This is a genomic window from Aquariibacter albus (assembly GCF_014145335.1).
Classification (GTDB): Bacteria; Pseudomonadota; Gammaproteobacteria; order Burkholderiales; family Burkholderiaceae_C; genus Aquariibacter; species Aquariibacter albus.
In genome coordinates, this window is the sequence record NZ_JACIVI010000002.1 from 342,374 (window position 1) to 365,148 (window position 22,775).

General features: G+C 71.7%; 22 protein-coding genes. 8 read left to right on the top strand and 14 right to left on the bottom strand.

Annotated features, from left to right (window positions below):
* Positions 1–160: 160 nt before the first annotated feature.
* Positions 161–1,687, top strand: coding sequence for a sensor histidine kinase (locus H4F90_RS09035; RefSeq protein ID WP_182663717.1), 1,527 nt, complete (start codon positions 161–163; stop codon positions 1,685–1,687).
* Between the two features lie 34 nt (positions 1,688–1,721).
* On the opposite strand, the gene rodA is transcribed toward H4F90_RS09035, so the two are convergent.
* From rodA to H4F90_RS09060, 5 genes are all read right to left on the bottom strand, one after another.
* Complete coding sequence (gene rodA / locus H4F90_RS09040; RefSeq protein WP_182663719.1) at positions 1,722–2,879, bottom strand: rod shape-determining protein RodA; 1,158 nt, start codon at positions 2,877–2,879, stop codon at positions 1,722–1,724.
* Positions 2,876–5,071 carry a penicillin-binding protein 2 gene (gene mrdA / locus H4F90_RS09045; protein WP_182663721.1) on the bottom strand — a complete coding sequence of 732 codons (2,196 nt, stop codon included), beginning with the start codon at positions 5,069–5,071 and terminating at the stop codon, positions 2,876–2,878. Before mrdA ends, rodA begins: the two co-directional genes overlap by 4 nt.
* A 16-nt stretch (positions 5,072–5,087) precedes the next feature.
* Complete coding sequence (mreD, locus tag H4F90_RS09050; protein WP_182663724.1) at positions 5,088–5,609, bottom strand: rod shape-determining protein MreD; 522 nt, start codon at positions 5,607–5,609, stop codon at positions 5,088–5,090.
* Positions 5,606–6,571 carry a rod shape-determining protein MreC gene (mreC, locus tag H4F90_RS09055; RefSeq protein WP_182663726.1) on the bottom strand — a complete coding sequence of 322 codons (966 nt, stop codon included), beginning with the start codon at positions 6,569–6,571 and terminating at the stop codon, positions 5,606–5,608. The genes mreD and mreC overlap by 4 nt, the downstream gene beginning before the upstream one ends.
* A gap of 63 nt (positions 6,572–6,634) precedes the next feature.
* Complete coding sequence (locus tag H4F90_RS09060; protein WP_182663728.1) at positions 6,635–7,678, bottom strand: rod shape-determining protein; 1,044 nt, start codon at positions 7,676–7,678, stop codon at positions 6,635–6,637.
* A gap of 342 nt (positions 7,679–8,020) precedes the next feature.
* Here H4F90_RS09060 and gatC point away from each other — a divergent pair, with 342 nt between their 5' ends.
* Genes gatC through gatB form a run of 3 tightly spaced genes read left to right on the top strand, consistent with a single transcriptional unit; the run spans position 8,021 to position 11,370 of the window.
* Positions 8,021–8,329: an Asp-tRNA(Asn)/Glu-tRNA(Gln) amidotransferase subunit GatC gene (gatC, locus tag H4F90_RS09065; protein ID WP_182663730.1), complete on the top strand. Its 309-nt coding sequence runs from the start codon at positions 8,021–8,023 to the stop codon at positions 8,327–8,329.
* A 16-nt stretch (positions 8,330–8,345) separates the two neighbouring features.
* Positions 8,346–9,878, top strand: a complete 1,533-nt coding sequence (gene gatA / locus H4F90_RS09070) for an Asp-tRNA(Asn)/Glu-tRNA(Gln) amidotransferase subunit GatA (protein ID WP_182663732.1) — start codon at positions 8,346–8,348, stop codon at positions 9,876–9,878.
* A 1-nt stretch (position 9,879) separates the two neighbouring features.
* Entirely contained in the window at positions 9,880–11,370 is a 1,491-nt protein-coding gene (gene gatB, locus H4F90_RS09075) for an Asp-tRNA(Asn)/Glu-tRNA(Gln) amidotransferase subunit GatB (RefSeq protein ID WP_182663734.1), read from the top strand.
* Between the two features lie 41 nt (positions 11,371–11,411).
* Here gatB and pyrE read toward each other — a convergent pair whose 3' ends face one another.
* Positions 11,412–12,119, bottom strand: coding sequence for an orotate phosphoribosyltransferase (gene pyrE / locus H4F90_RS09080; RefSeq protein ID WP_182663736.1), 708 nt, complete (start codon positions 12,117–12,119; stop codon positions 11,412–11,414).
* On the opposite strand from pyrE, the gene H4F90_RS09085 reads away from it, so the two are divergent.
* The gene (locus tag H4F90_RS09085) at positions 12,107–12,961 is read left to right on the top strand and encodes an exodeoxyribonuclease III (RefSeq protein ID WP_182663738.1); all 855 of its coding nucleotides are present in this window, start codon (positions 12,107–12,109) and stop codon (positions 12,959–12,961) included. The two genes, pyrE and H4F90_RS09085, sit on opposite strands and share 13 nt — an antisense overlap.
* 57 nt (positions 12,962–13,018) lie before the next feature.
* Here H4F90_RS09085 and H4F90_RS09090 read toward each other — a convergent pair whose 3' ends face one another.
* The 4 genes from H4F90_RS09090 to rsmD all read right to left on the bottom strand — a co-directional run bounded on the left by H4F90_RS09090 (position 13,019) and on the right by rsmD (position 16,711).
* On the bottom strand, positions 13,019–14,959 hold the full coding sequence (locus H4F90_RS09090) for a methyl-accepting chemotaxis protein (protein WP_182663739.1): 1,941 nt from the start codon (positions 14,957–14,959) through the stop codon (positions 13,019–13,021).
* 139 nt (positions 14,960–15,098) lie between these two features.
* Positions 15,099–15,395: a YfhL family 4Fe-4S dicluster ferredoxin gene (locus tag H4F90_RS09095; protein ID WP_182663741.1), complete on the bottom strand. Its 297-nt coding sequence runs from the start codon at positions 15,393–15,395 to the stop codon at positions 15,099–15,101.
* Positions 15,396–15,525: 130 nt separating this feature from the next.
* Positions 15,526–16,035: a pantetheine-phosphate adenylyltransferase gene (gene coaD / locus H4F90_RS09100; RefSeq protein WP_182663743.1), complete on the bottom strand. Its 510-nt coding sequence runs from the start codon at positions 16,033–16,035 to the stop codon at positions 15,526–15,528.
* A gap of 19 nt (positions 16,036–16,054) precedes the next feature.
* Positions 16,055–16,711: a 16S rRNA (guanine(966)-N(2))-methyltransferase RsmD gene (gene rsmD, locus H4F90_RS09105; protein WP_407926177.1), complete on the bottom strand. Its 657-nt coding sequence runs from the start codon at positions 16,709–16,711 to the stop codon at positions 16,055–16,057.
* A 67-nt stretch (positions 16,712–16,778) separates the two neighbouring features.
* On the opposite strand from rsmD, the gene ftsY reads away from it, so the two are divergent.
* Positions 16,779–17,864 carry a signal recognition particle-docking protein FtsY gene (gene ftsY, locus H4F90_RS09110; protein ID WP_182663745.1) on the top strand — a complete coding sequence of 362 codons (1,086 nt, stop codon included), beginning with the start codon at positions 16,779–16,781 and terminating at the stop codon, positions 17,862–17,864.
* Between the two features lie 24 nt (positions 17,865–17,888).
* Here the strand turns inward: ftsY and H4F90_RS09115 are convergent, their stop codons facing one another.
* Positions 17,889–18,527, bottom strand: a complete 639-nt coding sequence (locus H4F90_RS09115; protein ID WP_182663747.1) for an RNA pyrophosphohydrolase — start codon at positions 18,525–18,527, stop codon at positions 17,889–17,891.
* Positions 18,528–18,675: 148 nt separating this feature from the next.
* Here H4F90_RS09115 and H4F90_RS09120 point away from each other — a divergent pair, with 148 nt between their 5' ends.
* Both H4F90_RS09120 and H4F90_RS09125 read left to right on the top strand, forming a co-directional pair.
* Complete coding sequence (locus tag H4F90_RS09120) at positions 18,676–20,433, top strand: proline--tRNA ligase (protein ID WP_182663749.1); 1,758 nt, start codon at positions 18,676–18,678, stop codon at positions 20,431–20,433.
* Positions 20,434–20,486: 53 nt separating this feature from the next.
* The gene (locus H4F90_RS09125) at positions 20,487–21,101 is read left to right on the top strand and encodes a transglycosylase SLT domain-containing protein (RefSeq protein ID WP_235972133.1); all 615 of its coding nucleotides are present in this window, start codon (positions 20,487–20,489) and stop codon (positions 21,099–21,101) included.
* A 13-nt stretch (positions 21,102–21,114) separates the two neighbouring features.
* On the opposite strand, the gene H4F90_RS09130 is transcribed toward H4F90_RS09125, so the two are convergent.
* From H4F90_RS09130 to H4F90_RS09140, 3 genes are all read right to left on the bottom strand, one after another.
* Positions 21,115–21,678 carry a UbiX family flavin prenyltransferase gene (locus tag H4F90_RS09130; protein ID WP_182663752.1) on the bottom strand — a complete coding sequence of 188 codons (564 nt, stop codon included), beginning with the start codon at positions 21,676–21,678 and terminating at the stop codon, positions 21,115–21,117.
* Positions 21,679–21,694: 16 nt separating this feature from the next.
* Entirely contained in the window at positions 21,695–22,006 is a 312-nt protein-coding gene (gene grxD, locus H4F90_RS09135) for a Grx4 family monothiol glutaredoxin (RefSeq protein WP_182663754.1), read from the bottom strand.
* 75 nt (positions 22,007–22,081) lie between these two features.
* Positions 22,082–22,699, bottom strand: a complete 618-nt coding sequence (locus H4F90_RS09140; protein WP_182663756.1) for a hypothetical protein — start codon at positions 22,697–22,699, stop codon at positions 22,082–22,084.
* Between the last annotated feature and the right edge of the window lie 76 nt (positions 22,700–22,775).

Genomic DNA, 22,775 nt, shown 5'->3' on the forward strand with positions numbered 1-22,775 from the left:
TCCGTCATCATGATGGGCGTGCGGCCCGTATGACACGCACAGCCCTAGTGTCGGCGATTCGACAGAGGCTATGAGGGTGAACCCCTTGAACGGGTGGGCGCTATGGGCACCCTGGAGACACCCCGGCTGGGGGGGTGAAGCGGGCGGCTATCCTGCCCGCATGGCGTCACACCTGCGCGAGCAGCGCTCCCTGTTCGGCGAGATCCTGGACTGGATGCTCGCCCCCCTGCTGCTGCTGTGGCCGATGAGCGTCGCGCTGACCTGGCTGGTCGCGCAGGACATCGCACACCATCCCTACGACCGCGCGCTGGGCGAAACGGCAAGGGCGCTGGCGCAGCAGCTGCAGGTGCTTCCGGGGGGGCGCCAGGGGCAGCCGCGGCTGCGCTTCGAGCTGCCCCCGGCGGCGGTCGAGATCCTGCGCTCCGATGCGGCGGACGAGCTGCACTTCCAGGTGCTGGGCAGCCATGGCGAACTGCTCGGCGGCGTGCGCGACCTGCATGTTCCCCTGGAGGAGGAGGGCCGTGCACCGCTGGGCGAGCTGCGCTTCCGCGACGATCTGCTGCATGGCGAGCCGGTCCGCGTCGCCTTCCTGTGGGTGGCCCCGACCGAGGCCGGGGCGACGACCCCGGCGCTCGTTCAGGTGGCGGAGACGCTCGGCAAGCGCTCGCGCCTGGCCAACGAGATCATCAAGGGCGTGATCCTGCCGCAGTTCGTGATCCTGCCCGTCGCGGTCCTGCTGGTGTGGTTCGCGCTGGCGCGCGGCATCGCGCCGCTCAACGAACTGCAGCGCCGCATTCGTCGCCGGGAGGCCGACGATCTCAGCCCCATCGACGAGCGGGCGGCCCCGGAGGAGGTCGCGCCCCTGGTGCAGGCGATCAACGACCTGCTGGCCCGGCTGGACCGCTCGCTCACCACCCAGAAGCGATTCCTGGCCGATGCCGCGCACCAGCTCAAGACCCCGCTGGCGGGCCTGCGCACCCAGGCCGAACTGGTTCAGCGCGACATCGATCGCGGGGAGACCGATCCCGACATGCTCAAGCGTTCGCTGCAGCAGATCGCGCGCTCCAGCCAGCGCGCGGCCCACATGGTGAACCAGCTGCTGGCCATGGCCCGTGCCGAGCAAAGGCAGCAACTGCTGCCGCGGGAGGCGGTCGATCTGGTCCAGCTCTCGACCGAGGTCACCCGCGATTTCGTGCCCCAGGCCCTGGAGCGCAGGATCGACCTCGGCTTCGAGCCGCCGCCGGTCGACCGCCCGGCCCGGGTGCTGGCCCATCCGCTCTTGCTCGGCGAGCTGATCCGCAACCTGGTCGACAACGCCCTGCGCTACACGCCGGCCGGGGGCACGGTCACCGTGCGTGTCGTGGCCGAGCCGGACGAGGTGCTGCTGCAGGTCGAGGACTCCGGGCCCGGCATCGCACCGGCCGAGCGTGAGCTGGTCTTCCAGCCCTTCTACCGATCCCTCGGCACCGAGGTGGATGGTTCCGGCCTGGGCCTGGCCATCGTGGCCGAGATCGCGCGTCAGCACGAGGGCCACCTGAGCCTCGACGCCCTGCATGCCGAGCCGCTGCCCGAGGGGCTGAGCCCCGGACTGCGGGTCACGCTTGCGCTGCCCTGCCTGGTGCCGGAAGCCGGACCGGCCGAACCCCCGGCCATCGATCCGGACGACGCCAGCGAGGTGCATCCCTGAGCTGCGGCCGGTCGCAGCGCAAGGTTTCCGCGCCTCAGCGCTGCATCAGGCCGCGGCTGCGCGCGATCGACATCAGCATGCCCAGGCCCAGGCCCAGGGTGACCATGGCCGTGCCGCCGTAGCTGATGAAGGGCAGCGGGATGCCGACCACCGGCAGGATGCCGCTGACCATGCCTATGTTGACCATCGCGTAGGTGAAGAAGCCCAGGGTGATCGCGCCGGCCAGCAGGCGCGAGAACAGCATGGGCGCCTCGGCCGCGATCACCAGGCCGCGCAGGATCAGGAAGCTGAAGCAGCCCAGCAGCATGAGCCCGCCGAGGAAGCCGAACTCCTCCCCCACGGCGGCGAAGATGAAGTCGGTCGTGCGCTCGGGAATGAACTCCAGATGGGTCTGGGTGCCGTTCATGAAGCCCTTGCCGCCGAGCCCGCCGGAGCCGATGGCGATCATGCCCTGCAGGATGTGGAAGCCCTTGCCCAGGGGATCGCGCGTCGGGTCGAGCAGCGTGCAGACACGCTGCTTCTGGTAGTCGTGCAGCACCACCCAGTCCATGCCCGGTTCGCAGAGCGTGTCGCCCAGGACGATCAGGGCGACCACGCCGATCGAGCCGGCGAGCACCACGGGAAGGATCAGCTTCCAGCTCAGGCCGGCGAAGAACATCACGTAGAGCCCGCCGGCCAGGACCAGCAAGGAGGTGCCGAGGTCGGGCTGCTTCATGATCAGCCCGACCGGCACGGCCAGCAGCAGCCCGGCGACGAGGAAGTCCAGCGCCCGGAGCTGCCCTTCGCGGCGCTGGAACCACCAGGCCAGCATCAAGGGCATCGCGATCTTCATGATCTCGCTGGGCTGGGCCACGATCAGGCCCAGGTCCAGCCAGCGTGTCGCCCCCTTGCGGGTGATGCCGAAGAGCGCGACGCCGACCAGCAGCACCACGCCCAGCGCGTAGATCGGCAGCGCCAGCCGCATCAGCTGCTGCGGCGGCACCTGGGCGATCAGGAACATCACCGTGGCGGCCAGCAGCATGTTGCGGCCGTGGTCGACGAAGCGCGTGCCGTGGTCGTAGCCCGCCGAATACATCACCACCAGGCCCATGGCCGCGAGCATCAGCACGGCCAGCAGCAGCAGGCCGTCGAAGCCGCTGAAGAAGGGCCGCAGGCGGTGCAGCAAGGAGGGCTGTTCGATGATCGTGCTCATCGGCGCGGCGCGCTGGCAGGCGCGGTCGGGAAGGGGCCGGGCGCCGCGGGGCGCGATGCCGGCAGGGGCGCACGGGCAGGGCTTGAGGCTGCGGCGGAGGCCGGCGGGGCAACGGGCGGGACTGCGGGCACGGCATCGACCGCGCTGGCGCCGGCGGGCGAAGGCCCTGCCGTGGCGCTGGCTGCCGGGGCCTCGGCCGTGGGGCCGCCGGCCACTGATTGCTCCGGGGCCGGCCCCAGGGCGGGCAGGGGCACCTCGGCCGCCTGGCGCGGCGTGCCGATCGGCGCGGCCACCCGGCCTTCGCGGACCAGGGCCAGGTCGTCCTCGCTCGGGTACTGCCCGGTCAGCAGGTAGTCCAGGACGCGCCGCGCGATCGGAGCCGCAGCCTCGGCGCCGAAGCCGGCGTTCTCGACGATCACCGCCAGCGCGACCTGCGGGGCCTCGACGGGGGCGAAGGCGGTGTAGAGCGAGTGGTCACGCAGGTACTCGTCGATGCGCGCCTTGTTGTACTTCTCGTTCTGGCGGATGCCCACGGCCTGGGCCGTGCCGGTCTTGCCGCCGCTGGTGTAGGTCGCGCCCGCGAAGACCCGGGTGGCCGTGCCTTCCAGCGTGACGCCCTGCAGGCCGCGCAGCACGGCGGCGACATGCTCGGTGCGCAGGGGCAGCGCGGGCAGTTCGGTGCCCGGGACGCTGACCCGGCGGTGGTGCACCGGGTCCTCGATCTCGCGGACGATGCGCGGCTCGTGGCGCTGGCCCCCCGAGACCAGGGTCGACATGGCGTAGGCCAGCTGCAGCATCGTGAAGTTGTTGTAGCCCTGGCCGATGCCCAGCGAGATCGTTTCGCCCGCGTACCAGCGCTGGTGCTCGGGGCGCTTGTAGGTCGCGCGCTTCCAGGCCGTCGAGGGCAGCACGCCGGTGACCTCGCCCTGCAGGTCGATGCCGGTCTTGCGGCCGAAGCCGAAGGGTTCCAGCTGGGCGTGCATCAGGTCCACGCCCATGTCGTTGGCCAGCTGGTAGTAGTAGACGTTGCTGGACTTGACGATGGATCGGTAGAGGTCCACGGCGCCCAGGCCATGGTCGCCGTGGCTGCGGAAGACGTGGTTGCCGAACACGAAGGAGCCGTTGTCCATCGTGATCTGGCCGGGGGTGCGCTTGCCGGTATTGAGCGCCGCCATGGCCATGAAGGGCTTGAAGGTCGAGCCGGGCGGGTAGGTGCCGCGCAGCGCACGGTTGAGCAGGGGCTTGTCGATGCTTTCGTTGAGCGCCTTCCAGTTCTCGACATCGATGCCGTCGACGAAAAGATTGGGGTCGAAGGTCGGCTTGCTGACGAAGGCCAGCACCTCGCCATTGCGCGGATCGATGGCCACCAGCGCGCCGCGCCGCTCGCCGAACATCTGCTCGACCAGGGCCTGCAGCTTGATGTCGATCGACAGGCGGATCGTCTGACCCGGGGTGGGTGGGCTGGCGGACAGGCGCCGCACCGGCCGGCCGCTGGCGCTGGTCTCGACCTGCTCGAAGCCGGTCAGGCCGTGCAGCTCGCGCTCGTAGCGCTGCTCGACGCCGAGCTTGCCGATGTACTCCGTGCCCTGGTAGTTGGCCGCGTCCTCGCTGTCCTCGATGGCGGCCTGTTCATTGCGGTTGATGCGGCCGATGTAGCCCAGCACATGGCTGGCCAGCTCGCCGTAGGGGTAGTGGCGGAACAGCCGCGCCTTGATGTCGACGCCCGGGAAACGGAAGCGCTGCGCGGTGAAGCGTGCAACCTCCTCGTCGCTGAGCTTGCTGCGGATCGGCAGCGACTCGAAGCGCTTGCCGTCGGCCATCAGCCGCTTGAATCGGCGGCGGTGGACGGGCGTGATCTCGACCAGCTCGGCCAGCGCGTCGATCGTCGCTTCCAGATCCTTGATCTTGTTCGGCGTGATCTCCAGCGTGTGCGCCGCGTAGTTGTTCGCCAGCACCACGCCGTTGCGGTCGACGATCAGGCCCCGGTTGGGCACGATCGGCAGCACCGAGATGCGGTTGGCCTCGGCCTGGGTCGCCAGGTCCTCGTGGCGCACCACCTGCAGCCAGTGCAGGCGCAGGCCGAGCAGGCTGAAGCCGAACAGCACGGCCAGCCCGGCCACCACCACCCGGCGATGAAAGCGCCGCAACTCGCCCTGGGTGTCGCGCAGCTCGATGGGGTGGCGCGTGCTCATCGACGCAGACGGGGGCTCACAGCGGGCGGTTCTCGTCCGGGTCCGGGGCCCGGCGCTGCGGCGCGAGCAGCAGGTGCACGACCAGCGGCCAGAGCGCGGCCTCGATCAGCGGTGCGGCCATCAGCGACCAGCCGGGGAAGCTGCCGCCGGCCACCATCCGAACCAGCAGCGCCATGCCCTGGGCCGCCGCGAACAGCGGCAGCACGTGCAGGGCCTGCGTCGGCGTCGAGAACCACAGCAGGCGGCGGTGAATGGTGATCGCGAAGAAGCTCAGCAGCGAATAGGCCAGTGCGTGCTGGCCGAGCAGCGCGGTCTGGTGCACATCGGTCAGCAGCCCGAAGACGAAGGCCCAGCCCATGCCCACCCGCCGCGGCTGATGGACGTTCCAGAAGACCAGCACCAGGGCCAGCATGTCCGGCCGCATCGGCTCGCGGCCGAGCGGCAGCATGTTCAGCAGCAGGGCCACCCCGAGCGAGAAGCCGATGAACCAGGGCTTGGCCGGCAGCAGCAGCTGGTCGGCGGCGCGCGGCATGATCATCGCGACGCTCCCGAGGCCGCGGCCCGCGGCGGGCTTGCGGCCGGAGCGTCCTCGGCCGTGGGGCAGGCGGCCTCCTCGGCCGATCCGGGCCGCGGCAGCGGCTTGCGGACCGGGGCGATCACCAGCACGTGGCGGACCGCGTCGGGTTGCGTGACCGGCGCCAGCGTGACCTTCGCAAAGGTCGAGCCGGCCCGCCGGTCCACCGACGCGATGCGGGCCACCGGCAATCCCGCGGGATAGATCCCGTCGATGCCGGAGGTCTGCAGCAGGTCACCCGCCTGCACGTCGGCATTGGCCGGCATGAAGCGCAGCTCCATCCCGCCGCCGGTGGTGGCCGTGGACGGATCGCCGAAGGCTGCCGCGCGGGACTTCGTCCGCTGGTTCAGCACCGGGATGGCGGCATCCCGGTCGGTCAGCAGCGTGACCTCCGACATCAGCGGCAGGACGCGCGTCACCTGGCCGACCACTCCTTCGGCATCCAGCACCGGCGAGGCCGCCTGGACCCCGTGCAGCCGGCCGCGGTCGATCATGAGCTTGCGGGAGAAGGGATCGGTCGCCTCGTACATCACCTCGGCCGCCACGCTGTGGATGCTCAGGGCCTCGCGCAGCTCCAGCAGGCGGCGCAGGTGGGCGTTCTCCTCGGCCAGTTCGTCCATGCGGGCCTGGCGCTCGGCCTGGCGCAGCAGCGTGGCCTGGGCCTGGCGCTCGCGGGCCTCCGCGCTGTCCAGGCCGTCGAGGCGTTCGGCCAGCTCTTCCCAAAGATGGACCGGCACCACCAGGCCGCTCTGGAAGGGGTGCAGCACGGTCGCCAAGGTGTCGCGCAGCGGGCCCGTCACCTTGAAGCGGGTGTCGGCCACCATCAGGAAGAAGGACAGGGCTGCGAAGAAAAGCAGCTGGGACAGGCCCGAGGGCCCTTGCTTGAAGAAGGGCGGCGGGCTGCGGTCCAGGGTGCCCAGCGGCATGGCGTTGGCGCTCGCGGTGGCCGGCCGCACGGCGCGCAGCCGGCAGCCGGAAGGGCGGCGGCTTTACTCCGAGGTGAAGATGGCGCCGAGGCGCTCCATGCGCTCCAGGGCCATGCCGCAGCCGCGCACCACGCAGGTCAGCGGATCCTCGGCCACCAGCACCGGCAGGCCGGTTTCCTCGGCCAGCAGGCGGTCCAGGTCGCGCAGCAGCGCGCCACCGCCGGTCAGCATCATGCCGCGCTCGGCGATGTCCGCGCCCAGCTCGGGCGGGGTCTGTTCGAGCGCGTTCTTGACCGAGCTGACGATGTTGTTCAGCGGATCGGTCAGGGCTTCGAGGATCTCGTTGCTGCTGATCGTGAAGGAGCGCGGCACGCCCTCGCTGAGGTTGCGGCCCTTGACCTCCATCTCCTTCACCTCGGAGCCGGGGAAGGCGCTGCCGATGGTCTTCTTGATGGACTCGGCCGTCGGTTCGCCAATCAGCATGCCGTAGTTGCGGCGGATGTAGTTGATGATCGATTCATCGAACTTGTCGCCGCCGACCCGCACGCTGCCCTTGTAGACCATGCCGCCGAGGCTGATGACACCGACTTCCGTCGTGCCGCCGCCGATGTCGACGACCATCGAGCCCGAGGCTTCCGACACCGGCAGGCCGGCGCCGATCGCGGCGGCCATGGGTTCCTCGATCAGGTAGACCTCGCTCGCGCCGGCGCCGAGGGCCGATTCGCGGATCGCGCGGCGCTCGACCTGGGTGGAGCCGCAGGGCACGCAGATGATGATCCGCGGGCTGGGCTTGAGCACCGAGCGCGGGTGAACCATCTTGATGAACTGCTTGAGCATCTGCTCGGTGACCGTGAAGTCGGCGATCACGCCGTCCTTCATCGGCCGGATGGCCTCGATGTTGCCCGGCACCTTGCCGAGCATCGCCTTGGCTTCCTTGCCGACGGCCTGGATGGTCTTCTTGCCGCTCGGGCCGCCTTCCTGGCGGATCGCGACGACGGAGGGCTCGTCAAGGACGATGCCCTTGCCCCGCACGTAGATCAGCGTGTTCGCGGTGCCGAGGTCGATCGCCAGATCGGTGGAGAGGTAACGGCGCAGGGATCCGTACATGGGGGAAGCGGGTCGTGGCAGCAGGCGGCGGACGCAAGCGGCGGCGCATCGGCGGCGGGGCCGGCGGCACGAGGCCTGGAGCCAGGGGGGGAACCGGACGCGGAGGTGGGGGCGGAACGGAAGGGGATGCCCGGCGCCTGGACGGGCCGGCGGGTGTTGCAGCCCTGGGGATTCCACCCTGGCGCCATCGCCCAGACCGGCTCCGGAAGGACCGGGGGTCAGCGGCGGATAATACCCGACGCCTCTCCCTCCGCGACCTCCGCCGCAGCCTGCGGACCGTGAAGGCGGGCCGGTCCCGAGCGCCTCGGGCCCGGCGCGACCCCGGCGCAACCCCCCGAGACCATGGCCCTGACCTCCCACGACGTGCAGCGCATCGCGATGCTCGCCCGGCTCGAACTGAGCCCGGCCGAATCCGACACCCTGCTGACCCAGCTCAACGGCTTCTTCGACATCGTCGAGCGCATGCGCGCCGTCGACACCACCGGCGTCGAGCCCCTCCACACCCCGCTGTCGGCCGTGCAGGACGTGGCCCTGCGCCTGCGCGAAGACGCCGTCAGCGTGCCGCGTTCCGAGGACGCCCGCACGGCCAACCAGCGCAGCGCCCCGGCGGTGGACGGGGGGCTCTTCCTCGTGCCCCGCGTGATCGAGTGAGGCAGGGCCCGAGACCATGAGCGAACTCCACACCCTGGGCCTGGCGGCGATCGCCGAAGGCCTGGCCGCCCGGCGCTTCTCCAGCCTGGAACTGGGCGAAGCCCTGCGGGCGCGCGCCCGGGCGCACGCCGACCTGAACGCCTTTCTGCCGCTTGACGAGGCCGCCGAGACCGAGGCTTTCCATGCCGCCGCCCGGGCCAGCGATGCGCGCCGCGCCGCCGGCCAGGCCCTGGGCCCGCTCGACGGCGTGCCGCTGGCGCACAAGGACGTCTTCGTCACCACCGATTTCCCGACCACCGCAGCCTCCCGGATGCTGGTGGGTGCGCAAGGCCCCTACCGCTCGCCCTTCGATGCCACCGTGGTCGCGCAGCTCAAGGCCGCCGGCGCGGTCAGCCTGGGCAAGCTGAACTGCGACGAGTTCGCCATGGGCGGCGCCAACGAGCATTCCGCCTTCGGCGCGGCGAAGAACCCCTGGGACGCGACGCGCATCCCGGGGGGCTCCTCCGGCGGCTCGGCCGTCGCCGTGGCGGCACGCCTGCTGCCGGCGGCCACCGGCACCGACACCGGCGGTTCGGTGCGCCAGCCCGCCGCGCTCTGCGGCGTGACCGGCCTCAAGCCCACCTACGGCCGCTGCTCGCGCCACGGCATGATCGCCTTCGCCTCCAGCCTGGACCAGGCCGGCGTGCTGGCCCGCAGCGCGGCCGACTGCGCGCTGCTGATCGACGCCATGGCCGGCTTCGACCCGCTGGACGCGACCAGTGCCGAGTTCGCCGGCGCCGAGCCCAACCGACCCGGCCTGATCGGCGCCCAGCTGGCGGCCCGCCGCGCCGCGGCGACCGACCCCGCCCGTCCGCTGGCCGGCCTGCGCATCGGCCTGCCGCGCGAGTTCTTCGGCGAAGGCCTGGCCGACACGGTGCGCGCGGCCGTGCAGCAGGGCCTGGAGCAGCTGCGCGCGCTCGGCGCCACGCTGGTGGACGTCAGCCTGCCGCGCACCGAGCTGGCCATCCCCGTCTACTACATCATCGCGCCGGCCGAGGCCAGCTCCAACCTGAGCCGCTACGACGGCGTGCGCTACGGCCACCGCGCGGAGGGTGCCAAGGACCTGCTGGAGCTCTACCGCAAGAGCCGCAGCGAGGGCTTCGGGGCCGAGGTCAAGCGCCGCATCATGATCGGCACCTATGTGCTGAGCCATGGCTACTACGACGCCTACTACCTTCAGGCGCAGAAGCTGCGCCGCATGATCGCCGACGACTTCCAGGCCGCCTTCCAGGCCTGCGACCTCATCGCCGGCCCGGTCACCCCCACCGTGGCCCGCCCCCTGGGCGCCGGCAGCGACCCGGTGGCCGAGTACCTCGCCGACATCTTCACCCTGCCCGCCAGCCTGGCCGGCCTGCCGGGCATGAGCGTGCCCACGGGCTTCGGCGAGGGCGGCCTGCCGGTCGGCCTGCAGCTGATCGGCAATGTCTGGCAGGAGGCCACCCTGCTGCACGCCGCCGAGGCCTTCCAGCAGGCCAGCGACTTCCACCTCCGCACGCCGGAGGGCTATTGAGATGCATGCCCCCCTGATCCGCGGTTACGAAGTCGTCATCGGCCTGGAAACCCACGCCCAGCTCTCCACCACGTCCAAGATCTTCTCCGGCGCGCCCACCGCCTTCGGGGCCGCGCCCAACACCCAGGCTGCACCGGTGGACCTGGCCCTGCCCGGCACCCTGCCGGTGATGAACCGCGGCGCGGTCGAGCGCGCGATCCAGTTCGGCCTGGCCGTGGGGGCGACGGTGGCGCCGCGGTCCATCTTCGCGCGCAAGAACTACTTCTACCCCGACCTGCCCAAGGGCTACCAGATCAGCCAGTACGAGAACCCGGTCGTGCAGGGCGGGGCGATCGACTTCCTGCTCGACGGCCAGGCCCGCAGCGTGCGGCTGACCCGCGCCCACCTGGAAGAGGACGCCGGCAAGTCCGTGCACGGCGCGGTGGAAGGCGCCAGCGGCATCGACCTGAACCGCGCCGGCACGCCGCTGCTGGAGATCGTCTCCGAGCCCGAGATGCGCTCGGCCGCCGAGGCCGTGGCCTATGCCAAGGCCCTGCACACCCTGGTGGTGTGGCTGGGTCTCTGCGACGGCAACATGCAGGAAGGCAGCTTCCGCTGCGATGCCAATGTGTCGATCCGCCGTCCCGGTGCGCCCTTCGGCACGCGGCGCGAGATCAAGAACCTCAACAGCTTCCGCTTCCTGCAGCTGGCCATCGAGGCCGAGGTGCAGTGGCAGATCGAGCGCCTGGAGGACGGCCTGCCCATCCAGCAGGCCACCGTGCTCTTCGACCCGGACGCCAACGGCGGCCGCGGCGAGACCCGCAGCATGCGGACCAAGGAAGACGCGCACGACTACCGCTACTTCCCCGACCCCGACCTGCCGCCCCTGGTGATCGCGCCCGAGTGGGTCGAGCGCGTGAAGGCCGCCATGCCCGAGCTGCCCGGCGTGATGGCCGCGCGCTTCCAGCGCGAGGACGGCCTGCCGGCCTACGACGCGGCCATGGTCACGCAGAGCCTGCCCTTCGCCCGCTACTACGAAGCCGCGCGGGACGCCTGCAAGGCCCTGGCGGCCGGCCGCGATGCGACCGGCGTGCCCAAGCTGGTGGCCAACTGGCTGATGGGCGAGCTCAGCAAGCGCCTGAACACCGAGGAGCGCGGCATCGAGGCCAGCCCGGTGAGCCCGGCCCAGCTGGCCGCGCTGATCGCCCGCATCGCCGACGGCACGATCTCCAACAACGCCGGCAAGCAGGTCTTCGACGCCCTGTGGGGCGGCGAGGGCGCCGAGGTGGATGCGCTCATCGAGGCCAAGGGCCTCAAGCAGATGAGCGACACGGGCGAGCTGGAGGCCATCCTCGACGCCGTGCTGGCCGCGAACGCCAAGTCGGTGGAGGAATTCCGCGCCGGCAAGGACAAGGCCTTCAACGCCCTGGTCGGCCAGGCCATGAAGGCCACCAAGGGCAAGGCCAATCCCGGCCTGGTCAACGAGCTGCTGAAGAAGAAGCTCGCCGGCTGAGCCTGAGGGGTCGGGCCGCCCCTCGGGCGGCCCGCAGCCGCTCAGACGCCGTAGCGCTCGCGGTAGGCCAGCACCCGCGGGCGGTGCTCGGCCAGGGCCGGGTCGGCACTGGCCTGCAGGTAGTCGAGCAGGTCGGCCAGGGTCGCGATCGGCTGCACCACCAGGCCATGGCGGGCCTGCACCTCCTGCACGGCCGAGTGCGAGGTGTCCTGCACGCTGCCATCGGCGGCCGGGGCCGTGCCGCGCTCCTGGCGGTCCAGCGCGATCGCCACGCCGACCGGCGTCGCGCCCGCGGCCGTGATCATCGCGATCGACTCGCGCACCGAGGTGCCGGCCGAGATCACGTCGTCGATGATCAGCACCCGACCCTGCATCGGCGCACCCACCAGGGTGCCGCCCTCGCCATGGTCCTTGGCTTCCTTGCGGTTGTAGGCAAAGGGCTTGTTGTGACCCAGGCGCGCCAGCTCGATCGACACCGCCGCGGCCAGGGTGATGCCCTTGTAGGCCGGGCCGAAGATCATGTCGAAGCCCAGGCCCGAGGCCGCCAGACGCCGTGCATAGAATGAAGCGAGCCGCCCCAGCTTGAGGCCGTCGTCGAACAGGCCGGCGTTGAAGAAGTAGGGGCTCAGGCGGCCGGCCTTGGTCTTGAACTCCCCGAAGCGAAGCACGCCGGCCTCGACGGCGAAGGCCACGAAATCCTGGGCCAGCGTGTCGCCGGTCGAGGTCTGGGGAAGGGATGCATCGGACATGGGGGCTCGGCGTGCGGCTGGTTTCTTTGAATCTTAATGGCGTGCGTTCGGCCGCCTCCAAGGGCTGGATGGATTGGGCCGCGGCCACCGCGCCCGATCTGATGGGCGTGCAGGAGCTCAAGGCCCAGGCGCCCGACCTCGCCGGCCGCTTCGAGACCGTGGCCGGCCTGCAGGGCCACTTCCACTGCGCCGAAAAGAAGGGCTATTCGGGCGTCGGCCTCTACAGCCGCGTCGCGCCCAGCGAGGTGCGCATCGGCCTGGGGGCCGCCGACCCCTCGGGCGAATTCGATGCCGAGGGCCGCTGGGTCGAGCTGCGCTTCGACGGCGCGGGCCAGGCCCATGGTTTCGGCAAGCTCAGCATCATCAGCTGCTACTTCCCCAGCGGATCCAGCAGCGAGGAACGCCAGCAGGCCAAGTTCCGCTTCCTCGACCGCATGGCGCCGCTGCTGCGCGCGCTGGCTGCCGAGCGCGAGTTCATCCTGGTCGGCGATGTGAACATCGCCCACCGCGAGATTGACCTGAAGAACTGGAAGGGCAACCTGAAGAACAGCGGCTTCCTGCCCGAGGAACGTGCCTGGATGGATGCCCTGCTGCGCCCCGCGACCGAAGGCGGCGGCGGCCTGGTCGACGTGCACCGCATGCTGCGGCCCGAGGATGGCGGCGAGGCCTACACCTGGTGGAGCAACCGCGGCCAGGCCTGGGCCAAGAACGTGGGCTGGCGCATCGACTACCAGCTCGCCACCCCGCGGGTGGCGGCCACCGCGCAGGCCGTCAGCGTCTACAAGGCCCAGCGCTTCTCCGACCATGCGCCGCTGACGGTGGACTACGGCTTCACGCTGTGAGCCGGGAGGCAGGGGGCCGCGCCGCGGCCGCCTGCCGGGGCGTTGCGGGGAGCGGCCTCAGCTGCGGGCGCCGGCCCATCCCGGTGCCAGCACGAAGCGCGCGGCGGCCTCCGACAGGCGCACGGCCTGCTGGCGCAGGCTTTCCGCCGCCGCGGCGCTTTCTTCGACGAGGGCGGCGTTCTGCTGGGTCGACTGGTCGAGCAGGGCCACGGCGGTGTTGACCTGCTCGATGCCGCGGCTCTGCTCCTCGTTGGCGGTGCTCATCTCGTGCATCAGGTCGGCGACCTGCTGCACCTGGGCGACCACCGAGGCCATGGTGGCCCCGGCCTGGCCGACCAGCTCGCTGCCGGAGGCGACCTTGCCGGTGGCGTCGGCGATCAGGCCGCGGATCTCGCGTGCGGCCTGCGCGCTGCGCTGGGCCAGGGTGCGGACTTCGCCGGCCACCACCGCGAAGCCCCGGCCCTGCTCGCCGGCCCGCGCGGCTTCCACCGCGGCGTTGAGCGCGAGGATGTTGGTCTGGAAGGCCAGGCCATCGATGACGCCGGTGATCTCGCCGATGCGGCTGCTGCTGCCGCGGATGTCTTCCATCGTCTGAACCACCTGCTGCACGACGGCGCCGCCCTCGCGGGCCACGCCGGAGGCGGTGCTGGCCAGCTCGCGGGCATGGCGGGCATGGTCGGCATGCGAGCGCACGCTGCCGTTCATCTGCTCCATCGAGGCCGCGGTTTCCTGCAGGCTGCTGGCCTGCTGCTCGGTGCGGGCCGAGAGGTCCTGGTTGCCCGCAGCGATCTGGGTCGAGGCGGTCTGCACCGCGTCGACGCCCTGGCGCACTTCGGCGATCACCGCGCCGACATGGTCCATCACGGCATCGAGAGCCCGGGCGATCTGGCCCAGTTCGTCGCGGCTGCTCAGGCCGATGCGGCGGCTGAGGTCGCCGCGCGCCATGGCCGCGGCGGCATCAAGCGTGCGCTGCACTGCGGAGGCCGTCTGCCGCGTCACCGTCCAGACGAGCAGGCTGCCGAGCAGCAGCATGGCGCCGGCCAGGCCGAGCACGGTCCACACGCCGCGGTTGGCGCTGTCGACCCGCTGGCGCAGGATGTCGTCCAGCGTGGCCAGCGTGGTGTCGATCAGCGCGAACTGGCTGTCGATGGCCTGGGTGCTGCGCTGGAAGAAGCTGTCGGGGTCGAGCTGCGGCGCATCGCTCTGGGCCAGCGTGCGGTCGAGCAGGCCCAGGGTGGCGCTGAGGCGGGCCGCCGCCGCCTCGCGGGCCGGCTTGAGGGCCTCGCCGACGGCGGTGTCGGCCCGGGCGGCCTTGTCGAGCGCGATGTCGGCATCGTGGGCCCGGCTGCGCAGCAGGCCTTCGGCCACCAGCAGGCGGCTGCGGACCTCGGGTTCGAGCTTGCCGCGCAGCAGCGCAGCGGTGCCCTGGGCGCGCACCTGGCCCAGCGCTTCGCTGAGCTGGGGCAGGTGACCGAGGCCGCCCAGGATCATGTAGTAGCTGGCGGCTTCCGGGTCGAGTGCCATGGTCGAGTCGTCGACCACGCCGTCCAGCAGCTGCAGGGCGTCGGCAATCAGCGCGGTGTGGCGCGGGAAGCTGTCCGCCGGGCTCAGGCGCCGCGCGGCCACCTCCGCGCTCAGGGCCTGCCACGCGCGCCGCTGGGCCTGCAGGGCCTCGGCCCGCGCGGGGTAGATCGCCAGGCGGTCCTGCCAGGTGGCCAGGGCCTGCAGCAGTTCGGTGTTCACCACGCTGCGGCGGCGTTCGAAGTCGCCTTCGCCGCTCAGTGCGGCCTGCGTCAGGCCCCGGTGCTGCTGGGCCAGGCGGATCACCGCCAGCGCCGCACGTGCCGGGGCCAGTCCGTCCGCCTCGGCCTGGGCCGCATCACGCAGGGCCAGGGCCTGGCGCAGGCCGGCCACCGTCGGGATGCCGGCCATGACCAGGGCCAGGATGCCGAGCAGCAGAAACTTCTGCCCGATCTTCAGGTTCTGCAGGAATTGCATCGGAGCTCCGCCAACACCCGGGCGCGGCGCACGCCCCTGCGTGGCCCTCCTGCCCGGACATCAAGGATGCGCGTCCTGGCGCGCCGCGCATCGCCGGAACAGCAGGCGGGCGCGGGCGTTGTTCCGGCGCCGTGGCGGCTCAGTTCGCGCTGGGGGCGGGCCCGGGTGTGACGGGCTGCTCGGTCTCGGCCGGTGCGCACAGCACGCGGAACTTGTGCCAGAGCTGCTCCCGGCTCTCGACATGGGCCGGGTTCACCGGAATGCAGGCCACCGGGCACAGGGCCACGCACTGCGGCTCGTCGAAGTGGCCGACGCATTCGGTGCAGCGCTTCGGGTCGATCACATAGACCTCGGGGCCCATGGAGATCGCCTGGTTCGGGCACTCGGGCTCGCAGACGTCGCAGTTGATGCACTCGTCCGTGATCATCAAAGCCATGTCGAGCTCCTGCGGGGACGGACGAGCCCGCCCTCGGCCTGCAGGCCGAGGGCGCGCGCCGCGGGGCCCGGCATGCCGGGCCTGGATCCGCGGCGCGTGTCCGTGATCCTCAGCGCCATGGTCGGGCTCCTCAGGCTTGGGCCGGCTTGTCGCCGACCTTCTCGTGCAGCCGGGCCAGCACGCTGGGGGCGACGAACTTGGAGACGTCGCCGCCGAGCAGCGCAATCTCGCGGACGAAGGTGCCGCTGATGAACTGGTACTGGTCGCTGGGCGTGAGGAACAGGGTCTCGACCTCGGGCATCAGCTGGCGGTTCATGCCGGCCATCTGGAACTCGTACTCGAAGTCGCTGACCGCGCGCAGGCCGCGCAGCACGACCTTGCCGCCATGCTCGACCACGAAGTCGCGCAGCAGGCCGCGGAAGGCGATGACCTCGACATTCGGCAGGGTGGACGCGACCTCGCGCGCCATCTCCAGGCGCTCGGCGATCGAGAACATCGTGCGCTTGTGGTGGCCGGCGGCCACGGCCAGGATCAGGCGTTCGAACAGCCGGCTGCCGCGCCGCATCAGGTCCTCGTGGCCGAGGGTGATGGGGTCGAAGGTGCCGGGGTAGATGGCCGTCAGGCGGGTGCTGGAGGTCATGGCGTGACCGCTGCGAAGGTCATGCGGGCAGTGTAGGGCCCGGGCCCCCGGGCTCCACGGCCTGTAGCAGATGGGCATGGACGGCCCCGGCCCGCAGCTGACGGTGCAGGCGCAGGCCGAGCGCGGCCAGCTCGGCGTCGGGCCAGGCGCGCTCCGATTCCAGATAGATCCAGCCCTGCGGCGCCAGCAGCGGCCGCGCCAGCGCCAGGGCGGCGCGGTCCAGGCCCTGGTGGAAGGGAGGGTCGAGCAGCACGAGTTCGCGGCTGGCCGGCGCGGCCGTGCGCATCCACGCGCAGGCGTCGGCCGCCTCGATGCGCAGCGGGTTGCCGGGGCTGGGGTCGAGCAGGCGGGCGCTGGCCTGCAGGCCGCGCACGAGGCGCGGGTCCTGTTCCAGCAGCCGCACCTCGGCGGCGCCGCGCGAGGCGGCCTCGAAACCGAGTGCACCACTGCCGGCGAAGGCGTCGAGCACACGCCAGCCGTCCAGGGTCTGGCCCAGCCAGTTGAAGAGGGTTTCGCGCACGCGGTCGGGGGTCGGCCGCAGGCCGGGCGCATCGGGCACCGGCAGCTTGCGGCGCTTCCAGCGGCCGCCGATCAGGCGCAGCTCGCCCGGGCCGCGGCGCGCGGCGGGCGCCGCGGGGCGGGAGGGGGCAGGGGGGCGGGCCTTCACGGCGGCGATTCTAGGAAGGCGGACGCCGCGGGCCGACCCGTCCGGTCCAGGTCAGGGCGGCGGGTATCCTCAGCGGATGTTCAGTTTCTTTCGCAAGAAGACGCCGGTGCCGGCCGATCCCCCGGCTGCCGCGAGCCCGCCCCCGCTGTCGCCCCCGGCCGTCGCGGCGCCTCCCTCGCCGGCGCCCGTGCCTGCGCCTGTCGCCGCACCCGCGCCGCGTGCCTCCTGGCTCGCCCGGCTCAGCGCCGGCCTGAAGAAGACCGGCAGCTCCATCGCCCAGGTCTTCACCGGCACGCAGATCGACGAGACGCTCTACGAGGAGCTGGAGGCGGCGCTGCTGATGGCCGATGCCGGCGTCGGGGCCACGCGCCATTTGCTGGAGGACCTGCGCCGCCGCGTGAAGGCGGCCAAGGCCACCGACCCGGCGGCCGTGAAGGGCCTGCTGATCGAGGCCATCACCGAGCTGCTGCAGCCGCTGGAGCGTCCGCTGCAGCTGGGGGCCGTCGAACCCACCGTGCTGATGGTGGCGGGCGTGAACGGCGCCGGCAAGACGACGACCATCGGCAAGCTCACCCGCCATCTGGCCGATGGCGGCCACAAGGTGCTGCTGGCCGCGGCCGACACCTTCCGCGCTGCGGCCCGCGAGCAGCTCGCCGTCTGGGCCGACCGGGCCGGTGCCGCGCCGCAGACCGACAAGCTGGTCGAGATCGTCAGCCAGGAAAGCGGCGATCCGGCTGCGGTCTGCTTCGATGCGGTCAAGGCCGGCCAGGCCCGCGGCTGCGCGGCGGTGATTGCCGACACCGCCGGCCGCCTGCCGACCCAGCTGCACCTGATGGAGGAGCTGAAGAAGATCCAGCGCACCCTGGGCAAGGCCATGGACGGCGCGCCGCACGAGGTGCTGCTGGTGATCGACGGCAACACCGGCCAGAACGCGCTGAGCCAGGTGCAGGCCTTCGACGCCGCGCTGGGCCTGACAGGCCTGGTGGTGACCAAGCTCGACGGCACGGCCAAGGGCGGCGTGCTGGCGGCCATCGCCCTGTGGGCCCGGCAGCGGGCGGCCGGGCCGGTGCCGGTCTACTTCATCGGCGTGGGCGAGAAGCTGGAGGACCTGGAACGCTTCCAGGCCCGCGAGTTTGCCGAGGCCCTGCTGCAGGGGCGCTGAGCCCCGAGCCTCAGCGGCCCGGTTTCAGTGCTGCCGGCTGCCGAGGGTGCCAGGGCCGGCCATCGGGGGCGGCTCGGCATCCGGGGGCAGCTCGCCCAGGTAGCCTTCGCCGGCGGGCAGGGCGCCGTTCTCGTCGAGCCGCCGCGGCTGGCGCAGGCCGCCGCGCAGGAAGCGCGTGCCGCTGCCCTGCGGGCGCGGCAGGTAGCGCGCCAGCTCGGTCAGCGCCAGCTGGTAGACGTCGCGCTTGAACTCGATCACGACCTCCAGCGGCACCCAGTAGTCGTTCCAGCGCCAGGCGTCGAACTCGGGGTGGCTGGTCGCGCGCAGGTTCATGTCGCTGTCGCGGCCGGTCAGCTGCAGCAGGAACCAGATCTGCTTCTGGCCCTTGTAGTGGCCGCGGGCATCGCGCCGGATGAAGTGGTCCGGCACCTCGTAGCGCAGCCAGTCGCGCGTGCGGCCGACGATGCGGACATGCTCGGGGTGCAAGCCCACCTCTTCGTGCAGCTCGCGGAACATGGCCTGTTCAGGCGTCTCGCCGTGCTTGATGCCGCCTTGAGGAAATTGCCAGGAGTGCGTGCGGATCCGCTTCCCCCAGAAGACCTGGTTGCGCTGGTTCAGCAGGACGATGCCGACGTTGGGCCGGAAGCCTTCACGGTCGAGCATAATGAAACCTCGATAACGGATTGATTTCATTATTGCAGCGGGCCCGAGCGATGCCAATCGCCGACGGCCTGCCGGCCCCGCGCAAGGCGGGGTCGGTCTCCCAGGGCAGGGTCACCCGCCGGTCCGCGGCAAGCAGCACCCGCCCCCCATGAAAGCCAGCCAGTTCTTCATCGCGACCCTCAAGGAAGCGCCGGCCGATGCCGAGGTCGTCAGCCACCAGCTGATGATGCGTGCCGGCATGATCAAGCGCCTGGGCGCCGGCATCTACAATTACATGCCCATGGGCCTGCGGGTGATCCGCAAGGTCGAGGCCATCCTCCGCGAGGAGATGGTCCGAGCCGGCGCGGTCGAGCTGCTGATGCCGGTGGTCCAGCCCGCCGAGCTGTGGCAGGAGACCGGCCGCTTCGAGAAGATGGGCCCCGAGCTGATGCGCGTGAAGGATCGCCACGAGCGCGACTTCATCATCCAGCCGACCAGCGAAGAGGTGGTGACCGACATCGCCCGCCAGGAGCTGCGCAGTTACAAGCAGCTGCCGAAGAACTTCTTCCACATCCAGACCAAGTTCCGTGACGAGCGCCGCCCGCGCTTCGGCGTGATGCGCGGCCGCGAGTTCACGATGAAGGACGCCTACTCCTTCGACCGCGACGCCGAGGCCGCCGGCCGCAGCTACGAGCAGATGTTCGCGGCCTACCTGAAGATCTTCGACCGCCTGGGCCTGCAGTACCGCGCGGTGGCGGCCGACACCGGCGCCATCGGGGGCGACCGCTCGCACGAGTTCCAGGTCATCGCCGAGACCGGCGAGGACGCGATCGTCTACTGCCCCACCAGCGACTATGCGGCCAACATCGAGCTGGCCGAGGCCCTGCCCCTGGGCCCCGAGCGCGCCGCGCCCGCCGAGGCCCTGGCCCAGGTCGCCACGCCCTCGACCAGCAGCTGCGCCGACGTGGCCGCGCTGCTCGGCCTGCCCATCGAGCGCACGGTCAAGAGCCTGGTGCTGGCCAGCGACACGCTGGACGAGACCGGCCACCCCGTGAAGACCCAGCTCTGGCTGCTGCTGGTCCGCGGCGACCACGAACTCAACGAGGTCAAGGCGGGCAAGGTCGAGCTGCCCGACGGCAGTGGTCTGAAGGCCGGCTTCCGCTTCGCCACCGCCGCCGAGATCGAGGCCGCCTTCGGCAGCAAGCCGGGCTCCCTCGGCCCGGTGGGCGTGAAGGGCGTGAAGGTCGTCGCCGACCGCACGGTCGCGCGGATGAGCGATTTCGTCTGCGGCGCCAACGTGCCCGAGGCCCATCTGCGCGGCGTGAACTGGGGCCGCGACCTGCCCGAGCCCGATGCGGTGGCCGACCTGCGCAATGTCGTCGCCGGCGACCCCTCGCCGGACGGCAAGGGCGTGCTGGCCATCCAGCGCGGCATCGAGGTGGGGCATGTCTTCTACCTCGGCACCAAGTACTCGAAGGCGATGAACGCCACCTTCCTCGACGAGACCGGCAAGCCCAGGCTCTTCGAGATGGGCTGCTACGGCATCGGCGTGACCCGCATCCTCGGTGCTGCGATCGAGCAGAACCACGACGGCCGCGGCATCGTCTGGCCGGCCTCCATCGCCCCCTTCCAGGTGGCCGTCTGCCCCATCGGTTACGACCGCTCCGAAGCCGTCAAGGCGGCGGCCGACGCCCTGCATGCCGAGCTGCTGGCGGCCGGTGTCGATGCCATCCTCGACGACCGCGGCGAGCGCCCTGGCGCCATGTTCGCCGACTGGGAGCTGATCGGCGTGCCGCAGCGCGTCGTGCTGTCGGACCGCGGCCTCAAGGAAGGCCAGGTCGAGCTGCAGGGGCGCCGCGAGGCCGCGGCCACGAGCTGCCCCGTGGCCGAGGCGGCCGCGCAGCTCCGCGCAAGGCTCGTCGCGTGAGCCTGCGGGCGCACCCTCCGGCCCCCGGCCGGCGGGGCGCCCTGGGCACTTCGCTGCGCTGCGCCGCCGTCTGGCTCGGCGTCTCGCTGCTGGCCCCCCGGCCGGCCCGGGCTGGCCGCCAGGTCGAGGAGCCGCTGGCCGATGCCGTGCGCACCGCGCTCAGCGCCGCCATCCACCGCGCAGCCCCGCCGCGGCTGACCTTCGACAGCCCGCAGGCGCACAGCGCCCACCAGCGCTGGCGGGCGCGGGTCGGCCCGCGCCTGCAGCGCCGCATGCCGGAGGCCGCGCTGCGCGAGGCTTTCCTCGACACCCTCTGGTACGAGAGCGCGCGTGCCGGGCTCGAGCCTGCGCTGGTGCTGGGCCTGATCGAGGTCGAGAGCGGCTTCCGCAAGTACGCGATCAGCAGCGCCGGGGCACGCGGCCTGATGCAGGTCATGCCCTTCTGGGTGCGCCTGATCGGCGACGGCGATGCCGCCCGGCTCTTCCACCTGCAGACCAATCTGCGCTTCGGCTGCGTGATCCTGCGCCACTACCTGGACACCGAGCGCGGCAACCTCTTCCTGGCCCTGGGCCGCTACAACGGCAGCCGCGGCCAGGCGGCCTATCCGAACGCGGTGCTTGCCGCACGCAAGCGCTGGGACCTGCCGGCCGACGCGCCGGCAGGCTGAGCCGACGCCCGGCTCAGAGCCCGGTCCAGGCCTGGGGCTTCGCGCCCTGCAGTTGCAGCAGGGCCAGCACCCGTTCCACCGTTTCGTCGACCAGTTCGTCGATCGAGGCCGGCTTCAGGTAGAAGGCCGGCAGCGGCGGGAAGACGATGCCGCCCATCTCCGTGACAGCCGTCATGTTGCGCAGATGGGCCAGGTTGAAGGGCGTCTCGCGCACCATCAGCAGCAGGCGGCGGCGCTCCTTGAGCGTGACGTCGGCGGCGCGGGTCAGCAGGTTGTCGCCCAGGCCGTGGGCGATGGCCGCCAGCGTCTTCATCGAGCAGGGCGCCACGACCATGGCCGCCGTCGCGAAGCTGCCGCTGGCGATGCAGGCCCCGACATCGCCGGGCGCATGCGCCTGGTCGGCCAGGGCTTCCAGGCCCTTGCGGTCCAGGCCCAGCTCGTGGTGCGCGTTCAGCACGCCGGCCGGCGTGGCGACCAGATGGGTCTCGACGCCCAGTGCGCGCGCCCGGCCGAGCAGCCGGGTGGCGTAGACCGCGCCGGTGGCGCCGGTCAGGCCGACGACGAGGCGAGGGCGCATCGGCCGGACCGGTGGATCAGGCCGCCAGCAGCTGCTGCAGCTCGCCAGCCTGGTACATCTCCATCATGATGTCCGAGCCCCCGACGAATTCGCCCTTGATGTAGAGCTGGGGGATGGTCGGCCACTGTGCGTAGTCCTTGATGCCCTGGCGGATGGATTCATCCTCCAGCACGTTGACGGTGTGCAGGTCGGTCACGCCGCAGGCCTTCAGCACCTGCACCGCGCGGCCGGAGAAGCCGCACATCGGGAACCGGGCGCTGCCCTTCATGAACAGCACGACACGGTGCGACTTGACGAGTTGGTCGATGGTCTGGAGAACGTCGCTCATGGGGCTTCCCGCTGCAAGAAAAAACGCAAGGCCACGAGTATCGCCGCCCGTCCCCGCGCCCTGCTCGCGCCGGCTTCAGAAGGCGTAGGACACGCCGAGCTGCAGCACCGGGTTCAGGCGCAGCTCGCGGATCAGCTCGGCCGGGCTGGGCGAGCGCAGCGGGGCGTCGCCCAGGCGCAGGCCCGGCGGGCGGGTCATCAGGCCGAGGTCGGCCTGGAAGCCCCAGCCGGCCGCGCGCGATGCCAGGCTGTAGCCGAGGCCGAGGTAGCCGGCTCCGGCCGACGGCAGATCCTCGCGGTCCGGGCCCGGCCAGGCGGACCGCGCAGTCGCCCGACCCACCCCCGCCGGGCCCGGGGTGCGCAGGCCGCGCCAGGCCGCCTCGGCATCGCCCAGCAGCAGGCCGCCGCTCAGGCGCAGGCCCCCGGCCTGGCCATCCAGGTCGTGATCGGCCATCAGTCCCAGGCCGCGCCCGCGTCTCAGGCTGGGCTCCAGCGTGTCCGCGCCCGCCAGGCCAAGGCGGATGGACCAGCGCGGGCCTTCTTCCCCGGCCTCGGCGAGCCGTGCCGGGACCGGACCGGGCCAGCGTAGACCACCGTCCGGCTGGGCTTGTACGCGGCCGCCCGGCAGTGCGGCCACCAGGGCCGCAGCCACCGCGAGGGCTGGGGGATGGAGCCGCGGTCGAGAGGAACGCATGGTGACCTCCTGGCGTGCACCGGGTCCGGAAGGCGGCCCCTGGGCATCGATGCTACGTCTCGCCCTGCGACGCCGG